23 protein-coding genes are annotated in these 23,943 nt (G+C 71.0%); 12 read left to right on the top strand and 11 right to left on the bottom strand.

The features are described from left to right. Window positions 1-759, bottom strand: coding sequence for an FHA domain-containing protein (locus ACWGR4_RS43710; protein WP_452133305.1), 759 nt, complete (start codon window positions 757-759; stop codon window positions 1-3). 133 nt (window positions 760-892) lie between these two features. Between ACWGR4_RS43710 and ACWGR4_RS43705 the strand changes: the two genes are divergently transcribed. The 5 genes from ACWGR4_RS43705 (at window position 893) to ACWGR4_RS43685 (ending at window position 5,532) form a co-directional block, all read left to right on the top strand. Further along, window positions 893-1,879 (top strand): hypothetical protein, encoded by a 987-nt coding sequence (locus tag ACWGR4_RS43705; protein ID WP_452133306.1) that lies wholly within the window; start codon window positions 893-895, stop codon window positions 1,877-1,879. Window positions 1,880-2,695: 816 nt separating this feature from the next. Continuing rightward, window positions 2,696-4,075 carry an erythromycin esterase family protein gene (locus tag ACWGR4_RS43700; RefSeq protein ID WP_452133307.1) on the top strand — a complete coding sequence of 460 codons (1,380 nt, stop codon included), beginning with the start codon at window positions 2,696-2,698 and terminating at the stop codon, window positions 4,073-4,075. A gap of 328 nt (window positions 4,076-4,403) precedes the next feature. Continuing rightward, a complete protein-coding gene (locus tag ACWGR4_RS43695) occupies window positions 4,404-5,042 on the top strand; it encodes a hypothetical protein (RefSeq protein WP_452133308.1) in 639 nt (212 codons plus the stop codon). A gap of 53 nt (window positions 5,043-5,095) precedes the next feature. Then, window positions 5,096-5,374, top strand: coding sequence for a hypothetical protein (locus tag ACWGR4_RS43690; protein WP_452133309.1), 279 nt, complete (start codon window positions 5,096-5,098; stop codon window positions 5,372-5,374). Next, window positions 5,371-5,532 carry a hypothetical protein gene (locus ACWGR4_RS43685; RefSeq protein ID WP_452133310.1) on the top strand — a complete coding sequence of 54 codons (162 nt, stop codon included), beginning with the start codon at window positions 5,371-5,373 and terminating at the stop codon, window positions 5,530-5,532. The genes ACWGR4_RS43690 and ACWGR4_RS43685 overlap by 4 nt, the downstream gene beginning before the upstream one ends. Before the next feature lie 73 nt (window positions 5,533-5,605). Here the strand turns inward: ACWGR4_RS43685 and ACWGR4_RS43680 are convergent, their stop codons facing one another. Both ACWGR4_RS43680 and ACWGR4_RS43675 read right to left on the bottom strand, forming a co-directional pair. Continuing rightward, window positions 5,606-6,076: a hypothetical protein gene (locus ACWGR4_RS43680; RefSeq protein WP_452133311.1), complete on the bottom strand. Its 471-nt coding sequence runs from the start codon at window positions 6,074-6,076 to the stop codon at window positions 5,606-5,608. After that, on the bottom strand, window positions 6,060-6,323 hold the full coding sequence (locus tag ACWGR4_RS43675; protein ID WP_380011927.1) for a hypothetical protein: 264 nt from the start codon (window positions 6,321-6,323) through the stop codon (window positions 6,060-6,062). The genes ACWGR4_RS43680 and ACWGR4_RS43675 overlap by 17 nt, the downstream gene beginning before the upstream one ends. 118 nt (window positions 6,324-6,441) lie before the next feature. Here ACWGR4_RS43675 and ACWGR4_RS43670 point away from each other — a divergent pair, with 118 nt between their 5' ends. Together ACWGR4_RS43670 and ACWGR4_RS43665 are read left to right on the top strand one after the other, a co-directional pair. After that, entirely contained in the window at window positions 6,442-7,383 is a 942-nt protein-coding gene (locus ACWGR4_RS43670) for a helix-turn-helix domain-containing protein (RefSeq protein WP_452133312.1), read from the top strand. Beyond that, on the top strand, window positions 7,343-7,462 hold the full coding sequence (locus ACWGR4_RS43665; protein ID WP_380011933.1) for a DUF397 domain-containing protein: 120 nt from the start codon (window positions 7,343-7,345) through the stop codon (window positions 7,460-7,462). Before ACWGR4_RS43670 ends, ACWGR4_RS43665 begins: the two co-directional genes overlap by 41 nt. Before the next feature lie 7 nt (window positions 7,463-7,469). Here ACWGR4_RS43665 and ACWGR4_RS43660 read toward each other — a convergent pair whose 3' ends face one another. Further along, complete coding sequence (locus tag ACWGR4_RS43660) at window positions 7,470-8,429, bottom strand: helix-turn-helix transcriptional regulator (protein ID WP_452133313.1); 960 nt, start codon at window positions 8,427-8,429, stop codon at window positions 7,470-7,472. Between the two features lie 95 nt (window positions 8,430-8,524). Here ACWGR4_RS43660 and ACWGR4_RS43655 point away from each other — a divergent pair, with 95 nt between their 5' ends. Beyond that, entirely contained in the window at window positions 8,525-9,514 is a 990-nt protein-coding gene (locus ACWGR4_RS43655; protein WP_380011939.1) for a zinc-binding dehydrogenase, read from the top strand. A gap of 204 nt (window positions 9,515-9,718) precedes the next feature. Next, complete coding sequence (locus ACWGR4_RS43650) at window positions 9,719-10,129, top strand: DUF3291 domain-containing protein (RefSeq protein WP_380011942.1); 411 nt, start codon at window positions 9,719-9,721, stop codon at window positions 10,127-10,129. A gap of 180 nt (window positions 10,130-10,309) precedes the next feature. On the opposite strand, the gene ACWGR4_RS43645 is transcribed toward ACWGR4_RS43650, so the two are convergent. Further along, window positions 10,310-11,230 (bottom strand): calcium-binding protein, encoded by a 921-nt coding sequence (locus ACWGR4_RS43645; protein ID WP_452133314.1) that lies wholly within the window; start codon window positions 11,228-11,230, stop codon window positions 10,310-10,312. 511 nt (window positions 11,231-11,741) lie between these two features. Next, a complete protein-coding gene (locus tag ACWGR4_RS43640; RefSeq protein WP_452133315.1) occupies window positions 11,742-12,335 on the bottom strand; it encodes a helix-turn-helix domain-containing protein in 594 nt (197 codons plus the stop codon). 242 nt (window positions 12,336-12,577) lie between these two features. On the opposite strand from ACWGR4_RS43640, the gene ACWGR4_RS43635 reads away from it, so the two are divergent. After that, window positions 12,578-13,567, top strand: a complete 990-nt coding sequence (locus ACWGR4_RS43635) for an alpha/beta hydrolase (protein ID WP_452133317.1) — start codon at window positions 12,578-12,580, stop codon at window positions 13,565-13,567. 78 nt (window positions 13,568-13,645) lie between these two features. Here ACWGR4_RS43635 and ACWGR4_RS43630 read toward each other — a convergent pair whose 3' ends face one another. From ACWGR4_RS43630 to ACWGR4_RS43610, 5 genes are all read right to left on the bottom strand, one after another. Beyond that, complete coding sequence (locus ACWGR4_RS43630; RefSeq protein ID WP_380011950.1) at window positions 13,646-15,187, bottom strand: YfcC family protein; 1,542 nt, start codon at window positions 15,185-15,187, stop codon at window positions 13,646-13,648. Window positions 15,188-15,299: 112 nt separating this feature from the next. After that, entirely contained in the window at window positions 15,300-16,649 is a 1,350-nt protein-coding gene (locus tag ACWGR4_RS43625) for a M20/M25/M40 family metallo-hydrolase (RefSeq protein WP_452133316.1), read from the bottom strand. Window positions 16,650-16,920: 271 nt separating this feature from the next. Beyond that, window positions 16,921-20,295 carry a serine hydrolase gene (locus ACWGR4_RS43620; protein WP_452134088.1) on the bottom strand — a complete coding sequence of 1,125 codons (3,375 nt, stop codon included), beginning with the start codon at window positions 20,293-20,295 and terminating at the stop codon, window positions 16,921-16,923. Between the two features lie 1,378 nt (window positions 20,296-21,673). After that, window positions 21,674-22,222 carry a GNAT family N-acetyltransferase gene (locus ACWGR4_RS43615; protein ID WP_380011959.1) on the bottom strand — a complete coding sequence of 183 codons (549 nt, stop codon included), beginning with the start codon at window positions 22,220-22,222 and terminating at the stop codon, window positions 21,674-21,676. A gap of 170 nt (window positions 22,223-22,392) precedes the next feature. Further along, window positions 22,393-22,857, bottom strand: a complete 465-nt coding sequence (locus ACWGR4_RS43610) for an SRPBCC family protein (protein WP_452134101.1) — start codon at window positions 22,855-22,857, stop codon at window positions 22,393-22,395. Window positions 22,858-23,247: 390 nt separating this feature from the next. On the opposite strand from ACWGR4_RS43610, the gene ACWGR4_RS43605 reads away from it, so the two are divergent. Together ACWGR4_RS43605 and ACWGR4_RS43600 are read left to right on the top strand one after the other, a co-directional pair. Then, a complete protein-coding gene (locus ACWGR4_RS43605) occupies window positions 23,248-23,514 on the top strand; it encodes a hypothetical protein (RefSeq protein ID WP_452134100.1) in 267 nt (88 codons plus the stop codon). A 36-nt stretch (window positions 23,515-23,550) separates the two neighbouring features. After that, window positions 23,551-23,796 (top strand): hypothetical protein, encoded by a 246-nt coding sequence (locus tag ACWGR4_RS43600; RefSeq protein WP_452134099.1) that lies wholly within the window; start codon window positions 23,551-23,553, stop codon window positions 23,794-23,796. Window positions 23,797-23,943 lie beyond the last annotated feature (147 nt).

The raw sequence follows: 23,943 nt of genomic DNA, 5'->3' as shown, positions 1-23,943 counted from the left end.
TCACCGCTCCTCTCCGACGCCGGCGGCCTCACCCAGGAGGGCCAGGTCCTCTTCCCGAACCAGATCGAAGCGCAGCGCCACCGCGACCAACGACTCCTTGATGCCGTTGCGCCGCAGGCCCGTCTCCGCGCTTTCCCGCGGTGGCCGCAAACGCAGCTTCACGGCAAGGTAGTTGATGTTCCACTGGACCGTCGCGCGGTTGGCCGCGGACCACCCGGGACGCAGCCGCCGTACGATCTCCTCGGACGTGGGCAGCGCGGTGTGCGCCGGCATGTCGCGCAGTCGCGGCTCGCACAGGGCGACCAGGACCGCGAAGTAGCGTTTGCTGCGATCCAGGCAGAAGGCCGGCACGGTGGTGGCGCCCTGCGGCTCCCACGGCTCCGAACCCAGGTAGTCGTGGCGCGGCGCCCACACCTCGACGGCGAGCAGTTCGTCCGCCGCGGGTAAGAGGATGCGCGCGAACTCGAAGGGAATGGGCGCGTCCAGGCGACCGGGAGCGAGCTTGATGTGCTCACCCGCCCCCTCCGGGTTCTCCACGACATAGGTCTGCCGGCGGTTGAGATTGCTCAACGTCCAGAACGCACCCACGGCCGTGATCTCCCCCGCCAAGCGGGACACCCCCTTGTGGGCGAGCACCAGACTGTGGCTGTGACCCAAGAACTCGGCCTCGCGGCCGAAGACCAGCCGCTCACCGGGAACGAGGCCCACTTGGTCCTGACGTCCCGTACATCCCGGCGGTACCACGATGATGCCGTGCATACATCCCCCATGAGTTTGTCGACCAGCGTACGGCCGCACCCGGTCGTCCATGCCGCGGTTCCAACATCTCGGTTCGTGGGGACAACCGTGGGGCGGGCTCGGGGTGACGGTTCGGGTCGGTAGCGTGGTCGGCGTGCACATACATCCCGAAGTCGAGGCGCTGGTGGCGGAGTTCCCGTGGTTGGGGGACCTCGCCCGGGTCGCGGTGTTGCTGAATCCGGCGAGCGGTGTACCCGATGTGGGTGACAGCGGTGTGGGCGGGCCGTTGTTGTGGCCCGCCGGCGAACCGTGGCCGCAGTGCTCCGTCGGTCACTGGGTCTACCACCGCGACCCGCTCAGCGCGGCGGAGCGCCGGGAGTGGCAGGAGATGGACGAGGCCCGCAAGGCCCGCGCACGCAACGGCACCGGCGCACACAACGTCCTCACGCACGAGGAGGAGGCCGCGCAGAAGCGGATCATGAACGGTGCGAGTTCCCTGGACATGCTCACGTGGGAACGGATCTCGACGCGAGCGGACCCGTGTACCGATCCCGTGGCGATGGTGCCCGTGCTGCAGTTGCGCGCGTGCGATGCCCCTCGCGTCTTCGAGGGAAGCGACACGGACCTCCTCCAGGTGTTGTGGTGTCCGAACGACCACGAACACGAGGACGTGGCCGGCGGATACCCGTACGGCGGCCCGCGGCTCGAACTGCGGTGGCGGCGCAGCACGGAGGAAGGGCTCACCCCGGCCACACCGCCGCAGCCGCGACGGGCGGCGGACGGGTACATCCCGCAGCCGTGCACGCTGAGCCCCGTCGAGGCACAGGACTTCCCCGAGCACGACGACCTTCCGGAGGACCTGCGGAACGTGGTCGAGACCTGGTGCGAGGAGCAAGACTGGGACTACCACGACGACTTCGCCTGCCTGGACGGATGGAAAGTCGGCGGTTGGCCGTCCTGGCACCTCACCGACCTCCAGCGGATCATGTGCTCCCGACCGGATTGCGGACGCCGCATGCAAATGTTCCTGACGATGGACAGCGGCGGTGATCCGTCGCTCGCTGTCGCCCGCTTCGGCGAACTTCGTGTGTTCGTGTGCCCCGACGAACCGGGTCACCCCATCGCCTTGAACATTCAGTAGCCGGTTTCGGCGAAATCCCGCGCTCCCGCTTGGACCATCGCGGTCGCCACCCGCCGCCCCGGGGCCTGCGCGCCCTGGTCGTATCCGGCGGTTTCGCCGCCAACCCGGTGACCTCGAAACCGTGGAAGGCCCTGATGCGGGCGATCGGCAAGGCCCGCGGACCGCTCTACCGGCAACTGACGCCGCGGGCCCACGCCCACCGGCCGGCCTCCCCGTTCGACGGCGAGGGACAGGTGCCCTGGAACGGGGCGCGCAGCCGCGAACTGTTCCTCGACAACACCCCCGCCGTCTCCTTCGGCGCCCGCGTGCGGACCGCTCCGACCGCCGACTACGTCGACGTGCTCGGCCGGATCCAGGTCCCGGCTGATCCTGACCGCGTCGTCGCGGCCGGGCTGGTCGAGCGCCGCACCGACGACAGGGACCACCGCCGCGGCCGATGCCCTTGCCCGCGCACGCGCCGTCCCCCTCACCGAAGCCGAACGCAGCCGACTCACCGCGCACTTGGCCGGCCTCGACCTGGAGGCCGTTCTCCATCTCGCCCAGCGGCCCGCCAACCACAGTTCCGGCGATCCTCAAGCACGCGCGAACTTCACTACCGGGTGAGTGAGTTCGGCCCGGCCCCCCGACCCCGGACCCGAGTACCGGCCGGACGAGCCGAAGGAGGACTCCGGTCCTCGGGCCGGCGGACGATGCGCGCCGAAAGCCCGGGTTCCTAGCCTGGGCGCCATGCCAAACGCAACGCCGCGTGTACCGCGCGCCACCCTCGACCACCCGTCCGATCAACGGATTCACCCGCATTCGCGGGCAGTCAGGCAAGTGCTGCGTACCTTCGTGCCCCTCGTGCTGTGCGTGGGCGCGACCGCCGGCGGCATCGGCACCGCTTACGCGGGATCGGCGACCGACAGCAACCCACCGGCCACCGCGTCGGTCTCCGCCGACGCCGCAGCGTTCCGCTCCCCCGAGGCGGCCCTGAGCCGGGTGGCCCACCCGCTGCGCACCACCGAGCCACGCGGCGGCCTGGTCGATCTCCGTCCGTTCGGCCGCATGGTCGGCGACGCCCGGGTGGTGGGCCTGGGCGAAGCCACCCACAGCTCGCACGAGTTCCTCACCGTCAAGCACCGGGTCCTGCGGTACCTGGTCGAAGAGAAGGGCTTTCGGGCCTTCGCCCTCGAAGCCGCGTGGAGCACCGGAGTGCGGCTCGACGCCTACGTCGTGCGTGGCGAGGGCGACTTGAAGCAGATCATGGACGAGGAGTTCCAGGGCTCCTACCGGTTGTGGAACAACGCCGAGTACCGCGATCTGCTCCAGTGGATGCGCTCGTACAACGTCAAGCACCCCAAGGACCCCGTCCGCTTCATCGGCGACGACAACGGGTTCGCCGGTGCCGATCTGTACGACAAGGTCGGCGCCTACGCGGCCGCCGCCCGCCCCGAACTCGTACCGCAGCTCACCGAGTTGTACCGGGGCCTGCGGCCCACCACCAACGTCGACACATACATCAACGAGTACCTGTCCAAGCCGATCGCCGAACGCAAGGCAATCGCCGAACGCACGGGCCAAGCAGTGGAGTTGCTCAAGCAACGGCCCGGCACGGGCACCGACGCCGACGCGCACGCCTGGGCCGTGCAACACGCCACCGCGATCCACCAGATGACCACGCTGTACGCCTTCGACTGGGACGACCCCCGAAGCATCCCCGAAGCCATGACCTACCGCGACCGGAGCATGGCGGACAACGTCGTCTGGTGGCAGCGGCAGACCGGCAACAAGATCATGCTCGCCGCCCACAACACCCATGTCGCCTTGAACACCTACGCCCCCGCCACTCACCCGAAGGTCCAGGGCGCCTTCCTCCGCGAGCAGTTGGGCAGCGGCTACCTGAGTGTCGGACTCACTTTCGACCAGGGCTCGTTCAACGCCTTCGGCCAGGACGGCGGCATCCACGGCTTCACCGTCGGCCCGGCCGCACCCGGCACCGCCGAATACACCCTCGACCGGGTGCGCTACCGCGACTTCGTGGTCGACCTGCGCAACGCCCCCGCGGAAGCCCGCACCTGGCTTGCCGAGCCGCACACCATCAAGAACATCGGCGCCACCTACCCCGGGATCGCCGACGCCCCACAGATCCGACTCGCGAAGACACACGACGTCGTGATCCACCTCCGGCAGGTGAACGCGGCCGACATGCTCGGCTAGCACGTATCGGGTCGCGAACAATCTGTGCGACTCGTCGTCGAGGCGGTCCGGAAGTTCCGTACGGGTACCGCCGCCCCCGCGGGCGGCGGCTCCGTGCCCATGCGCCCGAGACCCCCGGCGCGCCGCCCCGCCGACGCCGGTCGCGTGGTGCTCCAACGCACCCGGCGGAACCCGAATCGCGGCGTGTGCGCCCCAGATGCACGGCACCACGGCAACCGGCCCCGGCCCGGCGGGCGGCTGTTCGCCACGCGGAGCGCGGTGTGGACGGCGCAGCGGCGGGTACGCCTGCCGTGGCGGGTCCTGGGCCGAAGGCGGCTGAGGGGGAGGCATGGGGGACTATGGAACCAACCGTGACGGCACGGAAGTTCGTTGGCATCACGACCTGCGCGACGGACATCACCCGGGACCCCACACCGAGTCGTCCCCGCCGCCGCACGCGCCGCCCCGTCAGGACGGCCCCCATCACGAACCGCATCACCCTCCCGCCCACCAGCCGCATCCCCAGCCGGTCCACGACGCGCCGCACCAGCCGCCCGCACACGACGGGAACGCCGGCCATCACAGCGACAAGCACGGCTATTGGGACCACAAACCCGATGACCACGGCGACAAGCACAGCCACACGGATCACACACCCGGTGACCACGACAACAAGCACGGCTACCAGGACCACAAATCCGGTGACCACAGCCACCCGCCGGCCCCTCGTCACGCGCAGCCCGACGCCAGGCCGTACCAGGCGAATCTCGACGCGCTGGACGCCGCCTACGCCGCCGACTCCGACGTCGCGTCCCTGAGCGGCGCCTTCGCCGGCGACGTGAGCCTCGGCCTGCTCGACGCCGCCTACGCGGGCGACGCGGACGCGGCCGGGTTCGAGGGGCCGGTCTCCGGTGCACCGGACGGCTGGGCGGGTTCCGGTGATCCCGACCCGACCACGGACGCGGATGGCGGCCCATGGCTCACGTGAACGGACAGCGGCAAGCGGTACCGGGCGGAGCAGGCGGAAGGGACGGGGTACCCATGACCCAGCAGGGCGGCATCGATCTGAGCGGAGTCGTCAACCGGCCCAGTCCCGGGGCGGTGCTGTGCATGGTCCATGAGATCACCGAGCGGCGCGAGAACTTCGGCGCCGAGGTCAGCGCCCTGCGCGTCGTGGACATCTCGCGCGCAGGCTGTTCCTCACGGGACCGGCGACGGCGACGTTCGGTCCGCCGCTCGCCCTCCAGCTACGCGGTCTGCGCATCCACGGAGCACTGCCCCTGCGCGGACAGATCCTGGAGATCGACGCCGACGCGATGAAAGCCGACGGCAGGGTCAAGTGCTTCACCAACATGCACACCGGACAGAACGTCAAGGCGATCTTCAGGGAGATCGTCGTCCCCCTCGCCGGTGATCGGCGTCTCGCTGTGGCTCGTCTGGATGGCCTGGATCTTCTCGATCTGACCTCGAACGGATGACCCGTGGTGACCGCGTGTCCTGGGGTTCGACGTCCGTCCGGTGCGAATCGGGGTGGATTTCGGAGGGACGGGTTCAGAGGCGGTAGCAGCCGTAGGCGCGGGGGGCGGGGGCGCCGGGTGGGATGGGGAAGGGGCTGGATCTGGCGGGTGGGGCGCCGTCGCTTGGGAACCAGACGCCGTCGTCCGGTACGAGGAGGGCGAGCGAGGCCGTCCAGGTGGGTTGGGCCGGGTCGAAGGGTTGCACGCGGGCTTCGCCGGTGTCCGGGTCGATGTGCTCGATCGTTCCGGGCGGGTGGGTTCGGCGCAGGCTGTCGCTCGTGTGTTTCGCCTTGTCGCCGACGCCGAAGCGGCCGGGCCTGGGCGGAGGCGGGATTCGGCGTACGTCGTCCGAGGGCATGACCCAAATGACCCGGCCGCCGCGCGGTTGCACGGTGAGCTTTTGGCCGCCGTCCGGGAGGGGCTGCGCCATGAGGATCTGGCCGGGCCGGCGTACCTCGCGGATGGCGTCGTCGGTCGGTTCGACCCAGTCACCCTCGCGATACATCACGGCCCACCCCCGCAATTTCGGCGGATTCGTCTTCCAACACCCGCAGGTGGCCGCAGTGCGTCCGGAACTCGGTGCCGCCGGCGAGGCGCACGAACGCCTGGAGGTTGATCACGGCGGCGAACGTCCCGATCCGGCCGGAGAGTTCGCATCGGACGGCGCGCTTGCCGTTGGCCTTCCAGAAGCGGGCCACGTGGTCCGTGGTCCAGTCGTGCGGGTCCTCGGGATAGTTATCTACGGTGGGCATACCTGTCCTCTCGGTTGCCGCCAGTACTGATTCGGCCACTCTGTGAACAAGCATCGATCCGACGCCTAGGCTGCAATAGCCATTGGGGTTTACGTGACCTGCCATAAAGGGGGGATCCATGAGCGACGAGGCCCAGGAAGATGCGCCGGTCGTAGAAGTGTTCGGACGCATGGTCGCCACGCTTCGAGAAGCCGCCGGATACCGGCAAGCCGAACTCGCGCGTGCCACCTACGGTTTGAGTGCCACACGGCTGAACCAGATCGAGCGAGGCACCGGGCACCCTCCCACTATGGCGAACGCAATCGCCTTGGACACCGCGCTCAAGACGGGCGGCCTCCTCACGAAGCTGTGGAAGCACTTGACGACCCGGGTATTTGCGGCGTGGTCACAGCCCTTCATGGATTTCGAGAGCACTGCCGTCGAGATCCGCAAGTACCTCGTCCAGTTCGTACCCGGGCTACTCCAGACGGAGAACTACGCTCGGGCTCTGCTGCGTGGAGGTCGAACCCTCCGAGACGATGCGCATCTCGAAGAACGAGTCTTCGGACGTTTGGGTCGACAAGAGCGGCTCAGCGGTCCGGAAGCGCCACACCTATGGGTAGTTCTTGACGAAGGTGTCATTCGCAGGCCGGTTGGCGGCCCAAACACCATGCGGCAGCAGCTCGCGCGGCTACTCGAAACCGAGAACGACAGCCGAATCAGCGTGCAGATCCTCCCCTTTGACGAAGGGGAACACGCAGGTATGGGTGGCTCATTGACGCTGCTTACGATGCCGGAAGGTCGCAAGGTCGCCTACATCGAAGGTGCCGGCGTCGGACGTATGATCGAGGACCCGATCGAGGTCGAGCAGTTCGCCGTAACTTACGATCGGCAACGGGCACGAGCCCTACCGGTAGGTATGTCCATGGACATGATCCGAGAAGCTATGGAGGGCCTAGACCATGCTCGCTTCCCACGTTCAGCCCGAGCCCTACGCCTGGCGAAAGTCCAGTCACAGCGACCAGGACGGGGGAGATTGCGTGGAAGTCGGCACCGCCACCTCCCTCGTCCCCGTTCGTGACAGCAAGGACCCGGAGATAGGCCGGCTCATATTCGGCGCCGCCTCGTGGGCGGCGCTGACGGCTTCGCTGCGGGCCTGACATCCCGTCAGCCCGGTGTCGTGTGGCCGGCGCGTGTGAAGCGGGCGCCCCACTCCCGGATGTGTGCGGCGAACTCCGGTGGGCCCAGGATCTCGAACTCGGCGCCCACGTTGCCCAGTGCCTGGGTCGGCCAGTCGAGGGACGTAGAGGTCATCGTGAGCAGACAACTGTCCGCGTCGAGCGGTTCGATCGTGCCCCAGCGGCCGACCAGTTGCCGCACGTGCGAGGACGGCGCGTGCACACGGACCTCGACCGTATACGGAGCCGGCGCCCCGCTCGCCGCCCGAACGAAGGCCACGGCGTCGTCGGCCGGTAGCGGGCGCGGTCGAAAGCGCGCGCCGGTCGCCGTCGGGTCGGTCAACCGGTCGAGGCGGAAACTGCGCCAGTCGTGCCGAGCGAGGTCGTAGGCGACCAGGTACCAGCGTCCGCCGAGCGCGACGACGCGGTGCGGCTCGACCTCGCGCTCCGTAGGCGCGGATCCCCTGGCCGTGTAGCCGAACCGCAGCCGCTCCTCGTCTCGGCACGCCTGCACGATCACGGTGAGCACCCCCGCCGCCACGACCGGCCCGGACACGGCGGCGGAGAGCGTCATCGCGCGCAGGGCGTCCACCCTGGCCCGCAGCCGGGGCGGCAGGACCCGTACCACCTTGGTGAGCGCCCGCAGCGACGCCTCCTCCAACCCCGCGATCCCGCTCTGCGCCGCGTCGCCGATGCCCACCGCGAGGGCCACCGCCTCCTCGTCGTCCAGCAGCAGCGGCGGCAGTACCGCGCCGGGCGCGAGCTGGTAGCCGCCGTCGGTACCCCGGGCGGCGTTGACCGGGTAGCCGAGTTCGCGCAACCGCTCGATGTCGCGGCGCAGCGTGCGTTCGGAGACCCCGAGCCGGTCGGACAGTTCCGGGCCGGACCAGTGCCGATGGGTCTGCAGCAACGAGAGCAGTCTGAGGGTCCGTGAGCTGGTGTTCGCCATGCCGACAATCCTGCCCGGACTTCCGGTCGGAAAGTGACCGGAAGCCTCCCTAGAGTCGATCTCGAAGGTCACACCCGAGGCAAGGAACAAGACACGTGATCACTCGTGAAGTCCGACTGACCGCCCGAATCACCGGTACGCCCACGCTCGACCATTTCGCCGTCGCCGAGACCGAGGTGGACGGCGAGGTGCTGGTACGTACCGACCGGATCGGGCTCGCCGCGACCTACCTGGAGCTGATGCGGGCCGACTGCACCATCCCGGTGCCGGCCTGGCAGCCGGGGCAGCGGGTGGGGGTGGCCGTCGTCGGTACCGTGGTCCGATCCGACAGCCCCGACCTCGAAGTCGGCGACCTGGTGCAGTCGATGGCCGGCTGGAGCGAGTATTCGGCCGGACCGGCCGACTCGTACCTCAGGCTCGACCGCGAAGCGTTCGCCGACCCCGGCCACCACCTGGGTCAGGGCCCGACCGCCTACTACGGGATGGCCGACGTGGCGGGCGTGGGCGAAGGCGACGTGGTCTTCGTCTCCGGCGCGGCGGGCGGGGTCGGCTCGCTGGCCGGGCAGATCGCCAAGTGCCGCGGCGCGGCACGGGTGATCGGCAGTGCGGGCAGCGCGGCGAAGGTCGACTGGTTGGTGAACGAGTTGGGCTACGACGCCGCCTTCGACTACCACGACGGCCCGACGGCCGAACGGCTCGCGGAACTCGCGCCCGACGGCATCTCGGTCTTCTTCGACGTCGTGGGCGGCGAGCAGTATCGGGGCGCGCTCCAGGCGGCCCGCCCGGGCGCACGCTTCGCCCTCTGCGGGTCGCTGTCCAGCCAACTGGGCGACGCGGCGGACCGTTTCCCGCAGCCCGACCGCGCGGCGGCCGAGGCCGCGGGCGTCGAACTGCTGCCGTTCTCCTGCCACCACACACCGGATCAGATCGCGGCTTGGCGCAAGCACTTCGGCGGTTGGCTGAGCGAGAGCCGGTTCGTCTACCCACAGACGGTCGTCGAGGCCGGAATCGCCGACGTACCGCAGGCGTTCCTCTCCCTGCTGCGGGGCGCCTACCGCGGCAACGTCTCGGTACGGCTGCCGTAGGCACCCGTCCCTGCGCCCCCTCCCCGCACCGAACCGACCACAGCAGCCCCACGCCGGGAAGTCGGGTGCTCGGCGGGTCGATTGTCCCCTCGGCCCCGGGTGCCGGATCGGTCCGCAGGTCCAAAGGCGCGGATCGGTCGCGACCGGGGCCGTCGTGCGCGTATCCTCCGGCTCCTGCCAACTTCGTGATCTTGGAGGCCCTTCGTGCCCACCCTGCCGTGGACCGTGCCCAACGCGCCCGGGGACACCACGTCCGCCCTGGTCATGGCGTCGCGTTTCGAGGTGCGCAGCCTCAAGGACGTACCGCGCTTCTTCACCAAGTCGCTCGCCGCCTGGCGCCAGGTCAAAAGAGCCCCCGGCTGCCTGGGCGCCTCCCTCATCGCCCGTCCCTTCAAGCGCACCTTCCTGACGCTCTCCGCGTGGGACGACCGCCAGTCGCTCATGACCTTCAACGGCACCGATCCGCACCGCGGCATCGTGACCGCGATGCGCCCGACGATGAAGACGTCGACCTTCGTCTTCTGGAACGTCGAGGTCGGCGACCTCCCCATCAACTGGGCCGACGCCGAACGCCGCATCGCGGAAAAGGCCGCGACCCAACCGGACGCCGGCTAGCACTCGGCGGCGGCTCCCGGGGGCCGGAACGGCCCGACGGCGGTTGCCGCGGGGTATACGCGATCGACCGACACCCTGGGCCCGGGGTGTCGGTGCGACCAAGCGAAAGTGCCGTATTCGGCTGAACGGAACACCGGTTCAACGAAGTGACCGGGGCGTACTCCTGGTATGACTACCTATTCACGACTCGCAGTCGGCGACAGTGCCGCCGTCGGGGCCGACGTCGCACTGGTCGATCCCGGTGCCACCGAAGAGGGCGTCGACGCCCGCTCCACCCTTGAGGATGTCGTTCCCGGCGTCGCCTTCCAGCGTGTCGTTCCCGTCGCCGCCGATCAGCAGGTCGTCGCCGGCGGCGCCGCGCAGCTGGTTGTCGGCGGCGTTGCCGGTGATGGCGTCGTTGTACTGACCGCCTCGCACGTTCTCGACGTCGGAGTGCACGTTGATGTTCGTGTAGCCGTTCTGGCCGTCGTCGGCGACGTCGTCCAGGGTCACCGTCACCGGGCCGGTGGCCAGGGTGAAGGCGATCTCGTCCCGACCGGCGCCGCCGAAGACCTCGCGCGGCGCGGTCGAGGTGGGGTCGTACACGACGATCGCGTCGTCACCGTCGCCACCTCGGGTGACGGTGCCCACCCTTGCGTAGAGGACGTCGTCCCCCGCGCCGCCGTCGAGCTCGCAGCGCGACGCGTCCACGACGTCGTCGTCCGCGCCGCCGTTCACACGGCAGTTCACGCCTGCCCTACCCGTCAGCTGAACGATGTCGTCTCCGGCACCGAGGTCGACGACGACCGAGGTGAAGTTGGCGCTCTGGCAGACGGCCGCTCCGGAGGCGTTCTTCGTGCAACCGTTCCCGACCGTCACGCCACCGCCGGGGGTGGAGTCCGACACGGTCCAGCCGGATGCGGATCCGGTGACCGTGACGAGGTTGTCCACCGCGCCGGCCGAGGTCGCGTGCAGCACACCGTCGTTGTCGACGTACACCGCGGTGCGCGCGACCGCGGCAGCCGATCCGGATGTGCCGGCTCCGGCGATCCCCGTTCCGGCAATCCCGACCGTCACGAGCAGCGCGGTCGATAACCGCGCTAACCGACGTCCATGAGACATCGAAGTTCCTCTCCTTCTCTCACTCTTCGCGCGTATACCCTTCCGGGGGACGCTCGAGATGACACGAACACCGCCACGTCGCGCGGCCATTGGCGGCCCGCGTACGAAACGGGCCCAGGGGAACATCCCTCGTGGACCCGCGACGGCGTGGGCGTCTACCCACGCGTCACAGAATCCCCTTCCGGAACATCCGCCACAGCGAGGATTTCAGACAAAAAATTCGAATAGTGACGATCTTGGTGTCGGCGGCGCGCGCGGTCAGTAGACGCCCCCAGGGCCGCTTCGAACGCCATTTCGAGTGCTGTTCCGCCGGTTTTCGGTCAACCCATCCCACCTCCGACCCGGCGGATACATCCCGAGGTCATCCGAACAATCCGAACAGGACACCCGAGACCGTGCACCGGAGTGGCCCGATCTCGGCGGCTCGGTGACCAACTCCCTTCGGGGAAAGGTGAGTTCGAAGATCCGGTGGCGGCTTTCGGTGACCCGCACGAGCCGGCCCGGTGCCGCGTTACCGGGGTCCTCGGTCGGGCAACGGGGTGCGTGGGCGCAGGCGTTCGCCCTGGGGGCCGAACATGATCAGGTATTCCACCGGACCGCCGGGGCCGGCGTTCGCGACTCCGTGGGCGGTGCGGGTGTCGAACTCGGCCGTCTCGCCGGCGGTCAGGACGAGGTCCTGGTCGCCGAGGGCCAACCACAGGCGCCCGTACAGGACGCACAGCCATTCGTATCCGTCGTGGGAGACCTGCCGAGGCCGTGCGGGCGGGGCGTCGACCGCCGGCAGGACGTGTTTGTGGGCGTGCAGGCCGCCGACGTAGCGGGTCAGCGGCAATACCGCCTTGTCGTCGCCGGCGCGCTGCGGTGTCGCAGGGCGTGGTCCGGCCGGGCCAACGGGTGCGGTGCCGGCCAGCTCGTCGAGGGAGACGTCGTACGCCTTCGCGAGGCGCAGCAGCACCTCCAGGGTCGGTCTGCGCCGGCCGTTCTCGATCCGGGACAGCGTGCTCGGCGCGATGCCGGTCGCGCGGCCGACGGCGGTGAGCGTGGCGCCGCGCCGCTCGCGCGCGAGCCGCAGGCGCGGGCCCATGGCCGCCAGAGCGTCGGCCATCCCGCCGTCCATCCCCGGCCCCGGCCCCGGCCCCGGTCCCCTCCCCGACTCCGACTCCGACTCCGACTCCGACTCCGACTCCACCATCCCGCTCCCTCCGCCCGTGTCACCTCCACCCCCTGTCCTGCAAGTTTGCCAGGATGGCAATGCCGCTCGCCCTCCGCACCCACCGCGCCGCATGATCGGTGGGTGACCGCGGCCGGCCGTGAACCGAGGAGCCGCCCGTGAACCGAGGAGAAGCGATGCACCACCCCGCGCCGTCCGCCGACCGACGCCACCGCACCATCGAGGCCCCCGCCGGGCGTCTGCACCTGGTCGAGCAGGGCACCGGACCGCTGGTCCTGCTCGTCCACGGCTTCCCCGAGTCCTGGTACTCCTGGCGCCGGCAACTCCCGGCCCTCGCCGCGGCGGGCCACCGGGCCGTGGCACTCGACGTACGCGGCTACGGCCGCTCCTCCAAGCCCGCCGCCCCCGACGCCTACCGCATGCTCGACCTGGTCGCGGACAACGTCGCCCTGGTACGCGCCCTGGGCGAGGAGCAGGCAGTGATCGTCGGGCACGACTGGGGCGCCAACATCGCGGCGACCTCCGCCCTCCTCCACCCCGAGGTCTTCCGCGCCGTCGCGCTCCTGAGCGTGCCCTACGCCCCGCCCGGCGGCCCCCGCCCCACCGACGTCTTCGCGCAGATGGGCGGCGACGAGGAGTTCTACGTCTCGTACTTCCAGGAGCCCGGCCGGGCCGAAGCGGAGATCGAGCCGGACGTCCGGGGTTGGCTCGCGGGCTTCTACGCGGCGCTGTCCGCCGACACCATGCCGGCCCAGGGCGCGCCCGACCCGCACTTCGTGGCCCGCGCCGGCGGCCGGCTGCGCGACCGCTTCCCCGCCGGCCGCCTGCCCGCGTGGCTGACCGAGGACGAACTCGACGTGTATACAGGCGAGTTCGAGCGCACCGGCCTGACCGGTGCCCTCAACCGCTATCGCAACATGGACCGCGACTGGGCCGACCTCGCCAACCACGCCGGCGCCCCGATCAAGCAGCCGTCCCTGTTCATCGGCGGCGCCCTGGACGCCTCCACGACCTGGATGGCCGACGCCATCGCCGCCTACCCCACCACCCTCCCCGGCCTGACCTCCTCCCATGTCCTGGACGACTGCGGCCACTGGATCCAGCAGGAGCGCCCCGACGAGGTCAACCGCCTCCTGACCACCTGGCTCGCCGGCCTCCGGGGCTGAATCACCCGCCGCGACCGAATCACCCGCCGCGCCGGCCGGACTTCGCCCGAGGGCGCCCCCGGCCGGCGCAGCGGCCGGTCAGGACAGGCCGGAGCCCAGCGCGAGGAAGGCACAGATCAGTACGAACAGGATGGCCAGCAGCGGCGCGGCGAAGCGCAGGTATTGGTTGTAGCCGACCTTGGCCAGCGACACCCCACCCATGATCACCGCCGTCGTCGGCACCCACAGATTCATCCACCCCGACGCCGCCTGCCATGCCGTGACAACCAACGCCCGTGGCACATCGGCGAAATCGGCCAGCGGCGCCAGGATCGGCATCGCCAGCGTCGCGTGCCCCGAGGTGGACGGGATCAGGAACGCCAGTGGCAGGTTGACCGCGAAGATCAGCAGGCCGAACACCGCCGATGTGGAATCGGAGACCGTGCTCTCCATCGAGTGCAGCACGGTGTCGGTGACCAGAGCGTTGTTCATGATCACGGTGACCCCGCGGGCCAACATGATGATCAGCGCCGGCGAGATGAAGTCCGCCGCGCCCTGGATGATCGTCTCGGACAACTTCTTCTCGCCCATCCGGGCCAACAACCCGACGATGACCGCCGCCACGATGAACAGCGCCGCCAACTGGGCGAAGGACCAGTCGAGTTCCCACCCGTAGGGGGTGGCTTCGGCATCGCCCGTGAGGACCTGCGCCCACGGGATGATCGAGAAGATCATGAACACGAACGTGATCGTCACCGCGACCAGCACGATCTGGTGCGTCCGGGTCAACGGCGCCGGATCCGCGCCGGTCGCCGCCGCCTGCGCCTGTTCGCGGTCCCCCGGCAGGAAGCCCACGAACGAGCGGGACGGATCGGCCTTGACCCGGCGCGCGTAGCGCACCACGTACAGGATCGTCACCGCCGTCAACACGATCAGCATGATCAACCGGAGCACGATGCCGTCGCCCAGCGAGATCCCCGCCGCCGACGAGGCCACGCCGGTCGCGAAGGGGTTCACAGTGGAACACAGCACGCCCACGCCCGCGCCCAGGATGATCGTGCCGGTGGCCACCATCCGGTCGTAGCCGAGCGCCAGCATCAGCGGCACGATCAGGCCGTAGAAGCCGAGTGTCTCCTCGGCAAAACCCTCCACCGAGCCGAGGATGGAGAACACCGTCATGATCGCCACGATCAACACCGCGCCGCGTGTGCGCAGTCGATGCGCCAGCCGGGCGATGCCCCGATCCAGCGCGCCGGTGGCGAACACCACCGTGATGAACGCCCCGATCGCCAGCACGAACAGGAACACCGCCGCGCTGCCGTACAGATCACCGGAGTTGTCGGGCGCGACCTGTCCGCTCTGCCCGTCCTTGATCCCGTACAGGCCGTTGACCGGCGACAGGAACAGGTCGTTGAGCCGCTGGATGAAGTCCTCGGGCGACTTGGTGTGGTGGTAGCTGCCCGCGATCGGCTTACCGTCCTCGCCGCGCCGGTACTCGCCCGTCGGAATCGCGAACGCCAGCGCCCAGACCGCGATCGTCACGATCGCCAATACCGTCAGCGCGCTGGGAAAGCGGAACCCGCGCTTCGGCGAGGGTGTTTCATCCTCGGCCTCGGTCGGCGGGGCTTGGTCGGTGCTCACGCGGTGCTCCTCGCGGCTGCTGGTGGTTCGATGTGGCTGCCGGTGGTTCGTGGGGCGTCGGGGTCGAGGCGGTGGCGACGCGGGCGCCGGGGCGGGTCCCGCGTGTCCCGCCTCAGTCGCGCCGGAACCGCTCGGCGTATGCCGTGAAGAAGGCCGCCTCCGCGATCACCGCGTCGCGCAGTTCGCTCACCAGGACCCGCTCGTTGGGCCCGTGCAGGTTGCACATGCTGTCCTGCGCCCCGAACAGCAGGATCTCCGCGCCGGGTTGAGCCGCCGCCAGGCTGTTGACCAACGGGATGGACCCGCCCGCCGCCGCGTGTACAAGCTCCTCGCCCCACGCCGTGCGCAGCGCCTCGTGCGCGGCGGCGTAGGCCACGCCGTCGGTGGCCGCCGCGAACCCCGACCCGGGCGCGCCGGCCTGAGTCACCGTCAGCGGTACGCCGAACGGCCGCAGGCCTTCCAGGAATTCGATCAGCAGGCGCTGTGCCTCGGCCGGGTCCTGGGCCGGGTGGCAGCGCATGTTGAGCTTGGCCCGCGCGGAGGGGACCACGGCGGAGGCCGCGCGTTCGACGGAGGGCGCGTCCAGGCCGGTCACCGTGATGGCCGGGCCGGACCACAGGCGCGAGCCGAGATTGCCGGTGCCGATCAGCGGCATGCCGGCACGGATCCCGGCGAGCCGACGGAACTCCTCCTCGCTCCAACCGCCGCCTGCCCACTGCTCGCGGCGCAGGCCGGGCACGGCGACGTCGCCCTTGGCGTCGTGCAGGGCGGCCAGCGCGTGCAGCAGTACCAGGAGCGCGTCCGGTGCGGCGCCGCCGAAGTTGCCGCTGTGCTTGGCCTCTTCGAGCGTGTGCACCTCGACGATCACCTCGACCACGCCGCGCAGCGCCACGGTCAGCGTGCCGGTGCCGGGGCGGATGTTGCCCATGTCGGCGATCACCATCGCGTCGCAGGCGAACTCGTCCGGGTGCGCCTGGGGGTAGTCGTCGAAGTCGCTCCCGTACTCCTCCTGGCCCTCGAACACGATCCGGATCCCCACCGGCGGCCGGCCGTCGAACGCCCGCAGCGCGCCGACGTGCACGATCAGGTTCGACTTGTCGTCCGCCACCCCGCGCCCGTGGATCGCCCCGTCGACATCGGTCGGCTCGAACGGCTTGGTCGTCCACAACGCCTCGTCGCCGGCGGGCTGTACGTCGTAGTGCCCGTAGAGCAGCACGGTCGGCGCGTCCGGATGCGGCGGCGGGATGTGGCCGGTGATCACCGGGGAGGTGTCCGGCAGCCGCAGCGCCGCGATGTCCTGCACGCCGGCGTCCCGCAGCAGGTCGACCACCAGGTCGTGGGCCTGGGTCACCGGCTCCGGCGGGTAGCCGGGGAAGGCGATCGACGGGATCCGGGTGAGCCGCCGCAGTTCGGCGCAGAGGTCGTCGAGCATCCCGTCGACCCGGGTGGTCAACTCGTCCATCGTGGTACTCCTTGGCCGCCCCGCACGCGGCGCGCCGATCGCGTCGCCCGGCCCATACTCATGCAAACCGGGCACACGGTCAGGGTTCGGCGCGCCTGCGGGGGCGCCCTCACCCGGGTGGGCGCACGGATGCGGCGGCCGATCGAGTGAGGGTGGCCCGGGGTCGGGGCGGGGGCACGCACGGAATCGGCCCCCTGCCTCGGACGGGAAACGAGGCAGGGGGCCGACGGCACCGCGTCACGGGGAGACGCGGTGGGGGTGGGCGGTCGGGTCAGTCCCGTTGCGGACTGATCCGACCACCCAGGTACAGGAATCGCCCGCCGGTGCCGAAGGAGGCGAAGGTGAGCGGATGCCAGGTCGGCGACCCGGGCAGGCGCACCGCGAACACGTCCTCGGCGACCGGCACCATCCGCATCTCGGTGACCGCGTCGGGCAGGGTGTCCGCCAGCGGCCCGGTCAGCTCGCGGCGGAGCACCAGACCGTCGGGCGTCACCGTCACCTCGTCGCGCTGTGCGGCGCGTTCGTAGACCCCGACGTAGCGGTCCACGTCCACGGCCGGCGGCTCGGCGGGCGGCGCGAACGGCTCGTTCGGTGCGATGCCCGCCACCTCGGCGAGGATCTCCGCGAACAGCTCCTCGGAAAGCACCTCCCCCTGCCCGCCGTTGGTCAACAGCGCCACCGCCAGGCCGTGTTCGGGCAGTACCTGGAGGAAGGCGAGCTGGCCGACGGTGCCGCCGTTGTGGCCGCACAGCTCCTGTCCGTCCACCGACCACAGGCGCCAACCCAGACCCCAGGCGGTGCCGGTCAACGCGGTGTCGGGTACGTCGACCTGCCGCTCGCGCATCGCGGTCGTGTGCTGCGCGGCGAGCAGTCGGCGGCCGTCGGCGGCGAGGCCGTCGGTCAGGTGCAGCCGGGCGAAGGCGAGCAGTTCGGCCGCGGTGGAGGAGATCAGGCCGGCCGGTCCGAGGCAGCGGGGCAGCCCCGAAACCGGTGCCACGGTCGGCGCGCCGCCGCCTTCGGAGACGTGTCCGATCGCGGCGCTGAGCAGTAGCGCCTCCTCGGGCAGCGTGACGGTGCGGGTCAGCCCGAGCGGGACGCTCAGCCGTTCGCGCAACACCTCGTCCCAGGTCTTGCCGGTCAGGTGCTCGATCACCCGGCCGGCCAGCACGAAGCCCGCGTTGCAGTACGACCAGCCGGCGCCCGGCGGGAAGACCTGCGCGACGTCGACGAGGGTGTCCACGTAGCGGGCCACGCAGTCGTCGCCGCGCCCGGTGTCGGGGAAGTGGTCGCCGTCGATGCCGGAGGAGTGCGTGAGCAGGTGGCGCATGGTGATGCGCTTGGGCAACTCCGGGTCGGACAGCCGCAGTTCCGGCATCAGCTCGGCCAACGGCTGGTCCAGGTCCAGCAGTCCGTCCTCGACCAGCTGCATGACCAGCGTGGTGGTCCACACCTTGCTGATCGAGCCGATCTGGAAGACCGATTCGGTGGTGACCGGGACGCCGGTGTTCAGGTTGAGGACGCCGTGGGCCGCCTCGATCAGGTCGTCGGGGCCGTGGTCGCCGAGGCGCAGGACGGCGAGCGTGGCGCCGGGGACCTGGTGGCGCGAGGCCAGCGTGGACAGGCGGCGCTGCCAGTGCGCGGCGTCCAGGCGTGCCGGGCGGGTGCGGCCGGCGGGGCCGGCGTACTGCTCGACCCAGTCGATGATCCGCCGGTTCCAGTCGAGGCGGTGCGAAGGGCGGCCCTGCAGGATGAACAGGTGCGAGCCCTCGGGGTAGAGCACCATCCGGGTCGGCACGCCCTGCTCGCGCAGCGCGCTGAACCACTGCTGGGCCTGGCCGACGGGGCACCGCATATCGGCGCCGCCGTGCACGATCAGGGTCGGGGTGCGTACGTCGCCGACCCGGGTCAGCGGGTTCATCGCGGCGTAGCGCTCGGGCTCGTCGCGGTAGCTGATGTCGCCGAATTCGGCCCGGGCGAGGAAGGTGCCGGCGTCGGAGGTGCCGGAGATGCTGACCAGGTCGCTGACCACGCCGCCGGCGACCGCCGCGGCGAAGCGCCGGTCGCGGCTGGTCAGGTAGCAGGTCATGTAGCCGCCGTAGCTGTAGCCGGCGACGGCGAGCCGGTCGGGGTCGGCGATGCCCTCGGCGACGAGGGTGTCCAGCGGCTCCAGGAAGTCGGCGGCGTCGGCGAGGCCCCATTCCCCGACGGCGGCGGTGAAGAAGTCCTCGCCGTAGCCGTCGCTGGCCCGGGGGTTGGGCAGCAGGATGGTCCAGCCGCGCTCGACCAACACCTGGTGGTAGAGGTGGATCGAGTCGGCGGTGCCGCCCCACGCGTTGTGCGGACCGCCGTGGATGTCCATGAGCAGCGGGCCGGGGCCGGTCGCCTGCGGGTCGCGGATCACCCGGGCGTGTACGACGGTGCCGTCGGAGATGGTGAACCGGCGGTCGACGGCGGTGAACAGTTCCACGTCCGGCAGCGCGTCGGCGACGTGCGTGGTGAGTACGCGCTCGGTGCCGTCGGCGGGGTCGACCAGGACGATCTCGCCGTACGAGGTGGGGGTGGCCAGCACGATGGCGACCGGCCCGGGGGTCTGCGGGATCGAGAGGCCGGAGACGCTGCGGTTGTCGCCGCCGACCAGCACGCGCGTGGTGTCGGTGACGGGGTCGAGGACCAGCAACTGGGTGTCGCCGGCCTCCCGGGCGCAGAACAGCAGTTCGCGGCCGTCGGCGGTGAATCGGGGCAGCGCGCCGGGGTACCCGCCGCCGCCGGACATGATGTTGCGGTCCAGCGAGGCGGCGAGTTGGGCGACGGGGCCGCCGGCGAGGGGAATGCGGAGCAGGCGCGCGTGTCCCGTGCCGTTGTGGGTGGCGCCGACGACGAGCAGCGCCTCGCCGTCGGGGGTCCAGTCGACCGGGCCGATCATGGCGTCGGCGGGGCCGACCCGCTCGGCGGGTACGCCGGGAGTGGACGGGTCGAGCACGTACGCCGCCGACAGGTTGTTGATGTCCGCGTCGGTGCCGCGGCCGGCGGAGAAGGCCAGTCGGCGGCCGTCGGGCGACCAGGCCGGCTCGCTCGCGTGCCACTCCCCCTCGGTGAGCTGGGTGACCTCGCCGGTGTCCGGGTCGAGCACGTGGAGGTGGCTGCGCATGGTGCCGAGCAGGCCGGCGCCGTCGGCCTGGTAGTCCAGGGCATCGACGACCAGCGGCGCGTGGCCCCGGGCGGCGCGGGCGGCGTCGTCCTCGCCGGGGACGGCGTGGGTGTCGACGGCACCGGTGAACGCGATGCGGGAGCCGTCCGGGCTCCAGACCGGGCGGCCGGCGCCCAGCGGGAGGCGGGTCAGCTGCCGGGGGTCGCCGCCGGTCACGGGCAGGATCCAGATCTGCGGCGGGCCGCCGGCGGCGCGCAGGAACGCGATCCGTGTACCGTCGGGCGACCAGGCCGCGCTGCCGTCGCCGGGACCCTCGGTAAGCCTGGTCGCCGGGGCGTCGGCGGCGGTGGCCACCCACCACAGGCTGCGCACCGGACGGTCCGCCTCGGCGTCGACCCCGACCAGCGTGTAGACGACACGAGTCCCGTCGGGGGAGATCGACGGCTGCTCCGGCAGCACAATCGCGGTCAGGTCGTCCAGACGCAGACGTCGTGTCATGGCTTCCTCCATCCTGGGTCGGCCTCGGCCCGGTCCCGCCGACCCCGGCGGCGGCGAATGCCACGACGCTAGAACGCCGGACGCCCGGGAACTTCGTGGCAACGAACCAAGGTGAAGCCCCCTTTCGGTGCGACCCCACCAGGCGGGGTGGAACGGGAGGGGGTAGGCGGGAGAGGCGGGGCCGGGGCGGGGGCCGAGGGCCGGGGGCCGGGGGCGGGGGCGGGGGCCAGGGTCCGGGGTCGGGAGCCCGGGGCCCGGGGCCGGAACCGGGAGGCGGGGGCCAGGACCAGGCGCCAGGGTCCGGGACCGGGGGACGGGGGCCGGGGGCCGGGGGTCGGGGGCCGGGACCGGGAGGCGGGGCCGGGGTCGGGGTCCAGGGTCCGGGACCAGGGGTCGGGGGCCTGGGGTTGGGGTGGCGGTCGCGGGTGGGGAGAAGGGGCCGGCGAACGACAGGGCTGGGCGGCGAGCAGCGGGCAGCAGAGGGGCTGCGGCACGCGGAAGGCGACAGGGCAAGGGGCGAGCGTCGGACGGCGAGCGGCAAGCGGCAAGCGGCAAGCGGCAAGCGGCGGACGGCAAGCGGCAAGCGGCAAGCGGCGGACGGCGGACGGCGGACGGCGGACGGCGGACGGCGGACGGCGGACGGCGGACGGCAAGCAACGGCAGCTGGCAACGGGCAGCAGCGGACAACGAGCGGCAGACGGCAGACAACGAGCTGCGGGCAGCGGGCAGCGGGCAGCGAGTAGCGGGCAACGAGCTGGGGCGGCAGGCGGCAGGCGGCAGGCGGCAGGCGGCAGGCGGCAGGCGGCAGGCGGCAGGCAACGAGCGACGGACAGCAGGCGGATTGCCTGAGGTGTGCGGTGTCTATGCGCAGCGGATGGCGAGCGGTGAAAATTGGGGGCGGGGGATGGGGCGGGGTGGGGATACGGGACAACGACTTCGGCGCCACCGCTCGACCCGCGAGCCGGCGCGGCGTCACCCGCCTGCCGCCTACTGCTCGGGCCTACGGCCGTCGCCTGTAAGTCGCCGACCACCAACCGCGACTACTACCTACCGGTCACCGCCAACCCGCAACCCCCAACCGCCGCCTATCGACTGCCACTGCGGGATGGCGCCCCGCCGCCTTCCGACTGCTGTCCACCAACAGCCGACTGCCCACGCCTACCGGCCACCGGCCACCACGCGCCGCTCGTCACGCCACCGCCTGCCGACCACTGCTCGCCAACGGACAACCGCACGCGTCCACCGTCTGCCGGCCGCCGCTGCTCGGCAATGGGCAACCGACGGACAACCGCCCGCGTCTATCGCTGCGGGTGGACGCTGCTTGCCAACGGCCGCTCGCGCGCGTCGACCACCCGGCGATGCCCGCAGCCGCCGGACGCTACGGCGTCGGCGTCGACTCCTCGCCCTCCAAAGGCAGTTCGTCCCTCAGGAGGCTGTAGAAGACCACGTCCCGCCACCGGCCCGCTCGGAAGAGATACGCGCGGGCCACGCCCTCCGGTGTGAAGCCGACCTTTTCCAGCGCGCGTTGTTCGGCGACGTTGTCGACCTCCGTCGCCGCCTCCACCCGCGCCACCTGAGTGTGGTCGAACAGGTAGCGGACCAGCAGGAGTTGGGCTCGGGTGCCGAAGCCCTGGCCCCGCACCTCGGCGAACAGGTTTATCCCGACGTTCCAACAGTAGGAGGTGCGTGAGGTGACGATTTTGCGCCAGGCCACGAAACCCAGGACATCCGCCCCGCGAACCACCAGCAACTGCCCTCCGGCGTCCCCGAGAAGGCCGCTCTCGGTCCACTCGCGCCGCCACCGCCCGGGATCCGCCCAGCCCTGCCAACCGAACGGACCGACCGCCTCGGGATCCGTCGAAAAACGTTCGAGAAGGGGGAGGTCGCCCTCGACCACCGGCCGCAGCGACACCTGTTCGTCACTCATGGTCCCGAACTCCGTTCGATCGTCGCGCTTTCGTCGACACCGCCGGGGCGCGGAGCCGACCAGCCGGGTACACGATCGGCCCGATCACCACGGCAGCCGAGAATACCGCCGCAACGGCCGCCTGCCGATGCCCGAACACAACGCCCCTGGGCGGCGCGGAAATCGAACGCCTACTCGGACACTGCCGATTCGAGGGAGTCCTTCAGATACTCATTGCGCGCGACGATCAACCGCACCATGTATCGATGCAGCCCGATCCACCCCACGACGGCGCCGATCGGCCCGAACGGAGCGGCGTAGTCGACGACATCGCGCATCACCGTGCCGCCGGCCCCGTCCGAGGTGAAGCGGTGCTCGTGGCGCCAGTGCGCGAACGGCCCGCCGACCTGCTCGTCGACGAACCGACTCGGCTCCTCGTACACCGTGATCCGCGAGGTCATCCGCCACACCACACCGAAGTGCCGCGCCCGCCAGGTGACACTCTCGCCGAGTCCGATCCGCCCGGCCGTCACCCCACCGATCGCCCGCTCCCCCGACGAAGCCATGGACGCGGTATGCGTGTCGATGTCCAGGGACGCTTCGAAAGCCCGTGCGGGCGCGACACGGATGCGCGTGGTCGTCTCGAAGTGCGGCACGGATCGAGCGTACGCGCCCGCCGAGAACGGCCGGCGGACGGGTGCCGGGCGCCCACCCGGCTCAGGCAACTCCCGTGAGAGCACCGGGATTTGCGACACCCTGACCCCGGTCCGGGGCGGACCGGGGTGCCTGCCGGATGCCCCGAAGCTTCGTGCGGCCTCGATGCACGCCCGCGTTCCCGTGAGGTCGCCCGGTGTTTCCCTCCCGGTCGCCCCATGTGGTCCGCGGTTGGGCTTGGGTGGTCGCGGACGAGCCATCCCGCCGCGCGCGGCGCGGCGCGGACCCGCCTGCACCCCGCTCTGCCGTTCGACACACCCGACGTGACGAATCCAAGGAGTAAGGCCATGGCGTTCCCCCAGTGCCCCCGGTGCGGCTTATCGAACGAAGTCGTGCCGGATCGGAGCAGGCAACCGGACCCCGGGCCCTCGACCGAGATTCCCCTGTGGTTCGGCTGGGCGCTCCTGCCCGCAGCCACACTCGCCCTGTCTGTGTTCGTCGGCTTGTACATCGGAATGCCGTTCGGGGCGGTCTCGTTCGGAGCCTGGTTCTGGATCCGTTCGGACGCGAACGGCGGCAGCGGTCGCCCACAGCCGCCCGGCAACGAGTTCCTGTGCAACCGCTGCGTGCACAGGTTCGCCACGCCCGGACACATCTAGGCCGCGTGCAAGCACCGCAACCGGCGGACCACCAGGGTGCGTTCGGCGGTCGAGAGCCGTCAGTGTCCGCTCACATTCGCGGTCACCGCCGGACAGGCGGGCCACGCACCGCAGTTCGAGAACACCGAGCCCGGACACGGTATCCGCATCCGCACCCGCACCCGCACGGTATTTCCCAAGTCGCCCGACGGGCAGGCGCACCGGAGGCGTCGCGGTCGACGCGGCGGGCATCCCGTCGCCCTCGACCCGCGCGGCATCACCATCCGCCCCGACGCCGCCTAGGGCCTGTACGGAGTTGTGATCAATCCCGATCGCGAAGTGGTAGAACACTTTCGTGGCGCGACGTCGGCGTGTTCGCCGCGCTGATGGACGCGATGATCGCCGAGGCCGCGGGGCGCGGACAGGTGGACATGTCCCTGGTCGGCGTCG

The organism is Embleya sp. NPDC055664, assembly GCF_053618075.1.
The sequence above is the reverse complement of the archived record's forward strand: the minus strand, read 5'-3'. Positions and strand labels throughout refer to the sequence as shown.

Excerpts from the sequence above, each read along its gene's own strand:
- ACWGR4_RS43645 (WP_452133314.1), bottom strand. The coding sequence starts at position 11,230 with ATGTCTCATGGACGTCGGTTAGCGCGGTTATCGACCGCGCTGCTCGTG.
- ACWGR4_RS43685 (WP_452133310.1), top strand. The coding sequence starts at position 5,371 with ATGAAAGCCGACGGCAGGGTCAAGTGCTTCACCAACATGCACACCGGA.
- ACWGR4_RS43680 (WP_452133311.1), bottom strand. The coding sequence starts at position 6,076 with ATGTATCGCGAGGGTGACTGGGTCGAACCGACCGACGACGCCATCCGC.
- ACWGR4_RS43690 (WP_452133309.1), top strand. The coding sequence starts at position 5,096 with ATGACCCAGCAGGGCGGCATCGATCTGAGCGGAGTCGTCAACCGGCCC.
- ACWGR4_RS43620 (WP_452134088.1), bottom strand. The coding sequence starts at position 20,295 with ATGACACGACGTCTGCGTCTGGACGACCTGACCGCGATTGTGCTGCCG.
- ACWGR4_RS43710 (WP_452133305.1), bottom strand. The coding sequence starts at position 759 with ATGCACGGCATCATCGTGGTACCGCCGGGATGTACGGGACGTCAGGAC.
- ACWGR4_RS43640 (WP_452133315.1), bottom strand. The coding sequence starts at position 12,335 with ATGGCCGACGCTCTGGCGGCCATGGGCCCGCGCCTGCGGCTCGCGCGC.
- ACWGR4_RS43660 (WP_452133313.1), bottom strand. The coding sequence starts at position 8,429 with ATGGCGAACACCAGCTCACGGACCCTCAGACTGCTCTCGTTGCTGCAG.
- ACWGR4_RS43625 (WP_452133316.1), bottom strand. The coding sequence starts at position 16,649 with ATGGACGAGTTGACCACCCGGGTCGACGGGATGCTCGACGACCTCTGC.
- ACWGR4_RS43675 (WP_380011927.1), bottom strand. The coding sequence starts at position 6,323 with ATGCCCACCGTAGATAACTATCCCGAGGACCCGCACGACTGGACCACG.
- ACWGR4_RS43695 (WP_452133308.1), top strand. The coding sequence starts at position 4,404 with ATGGGGGACTATGGAACCAACCGTGACGGCACGGAAGTTCGTTGGCAT.
- ACWGR4_RS43615 (WP_380011959.1), bottom strand. The coding sequence starts at position 22,222 with ATGAGTGACGAACAGGTGTCGCTGCGGCCGGTGGTCGAGGGCGACCTC.
- ACWGR4_RS43635 (WP_452133317.1), top strand. The coding sequence starts at position 12,578 with ATGCACCACCCCGCGCCGTCCGCCGACCGACGCCACCGCACCATCGAG.
- ACWGR4_RS43670 (WP_452133312.1), top strand. The coding sequence starts at position 6,442 with ATGAGCGACGAGGCCCAGGAAGATGCGCCGGTCGTAGAAGTGTTCGGA.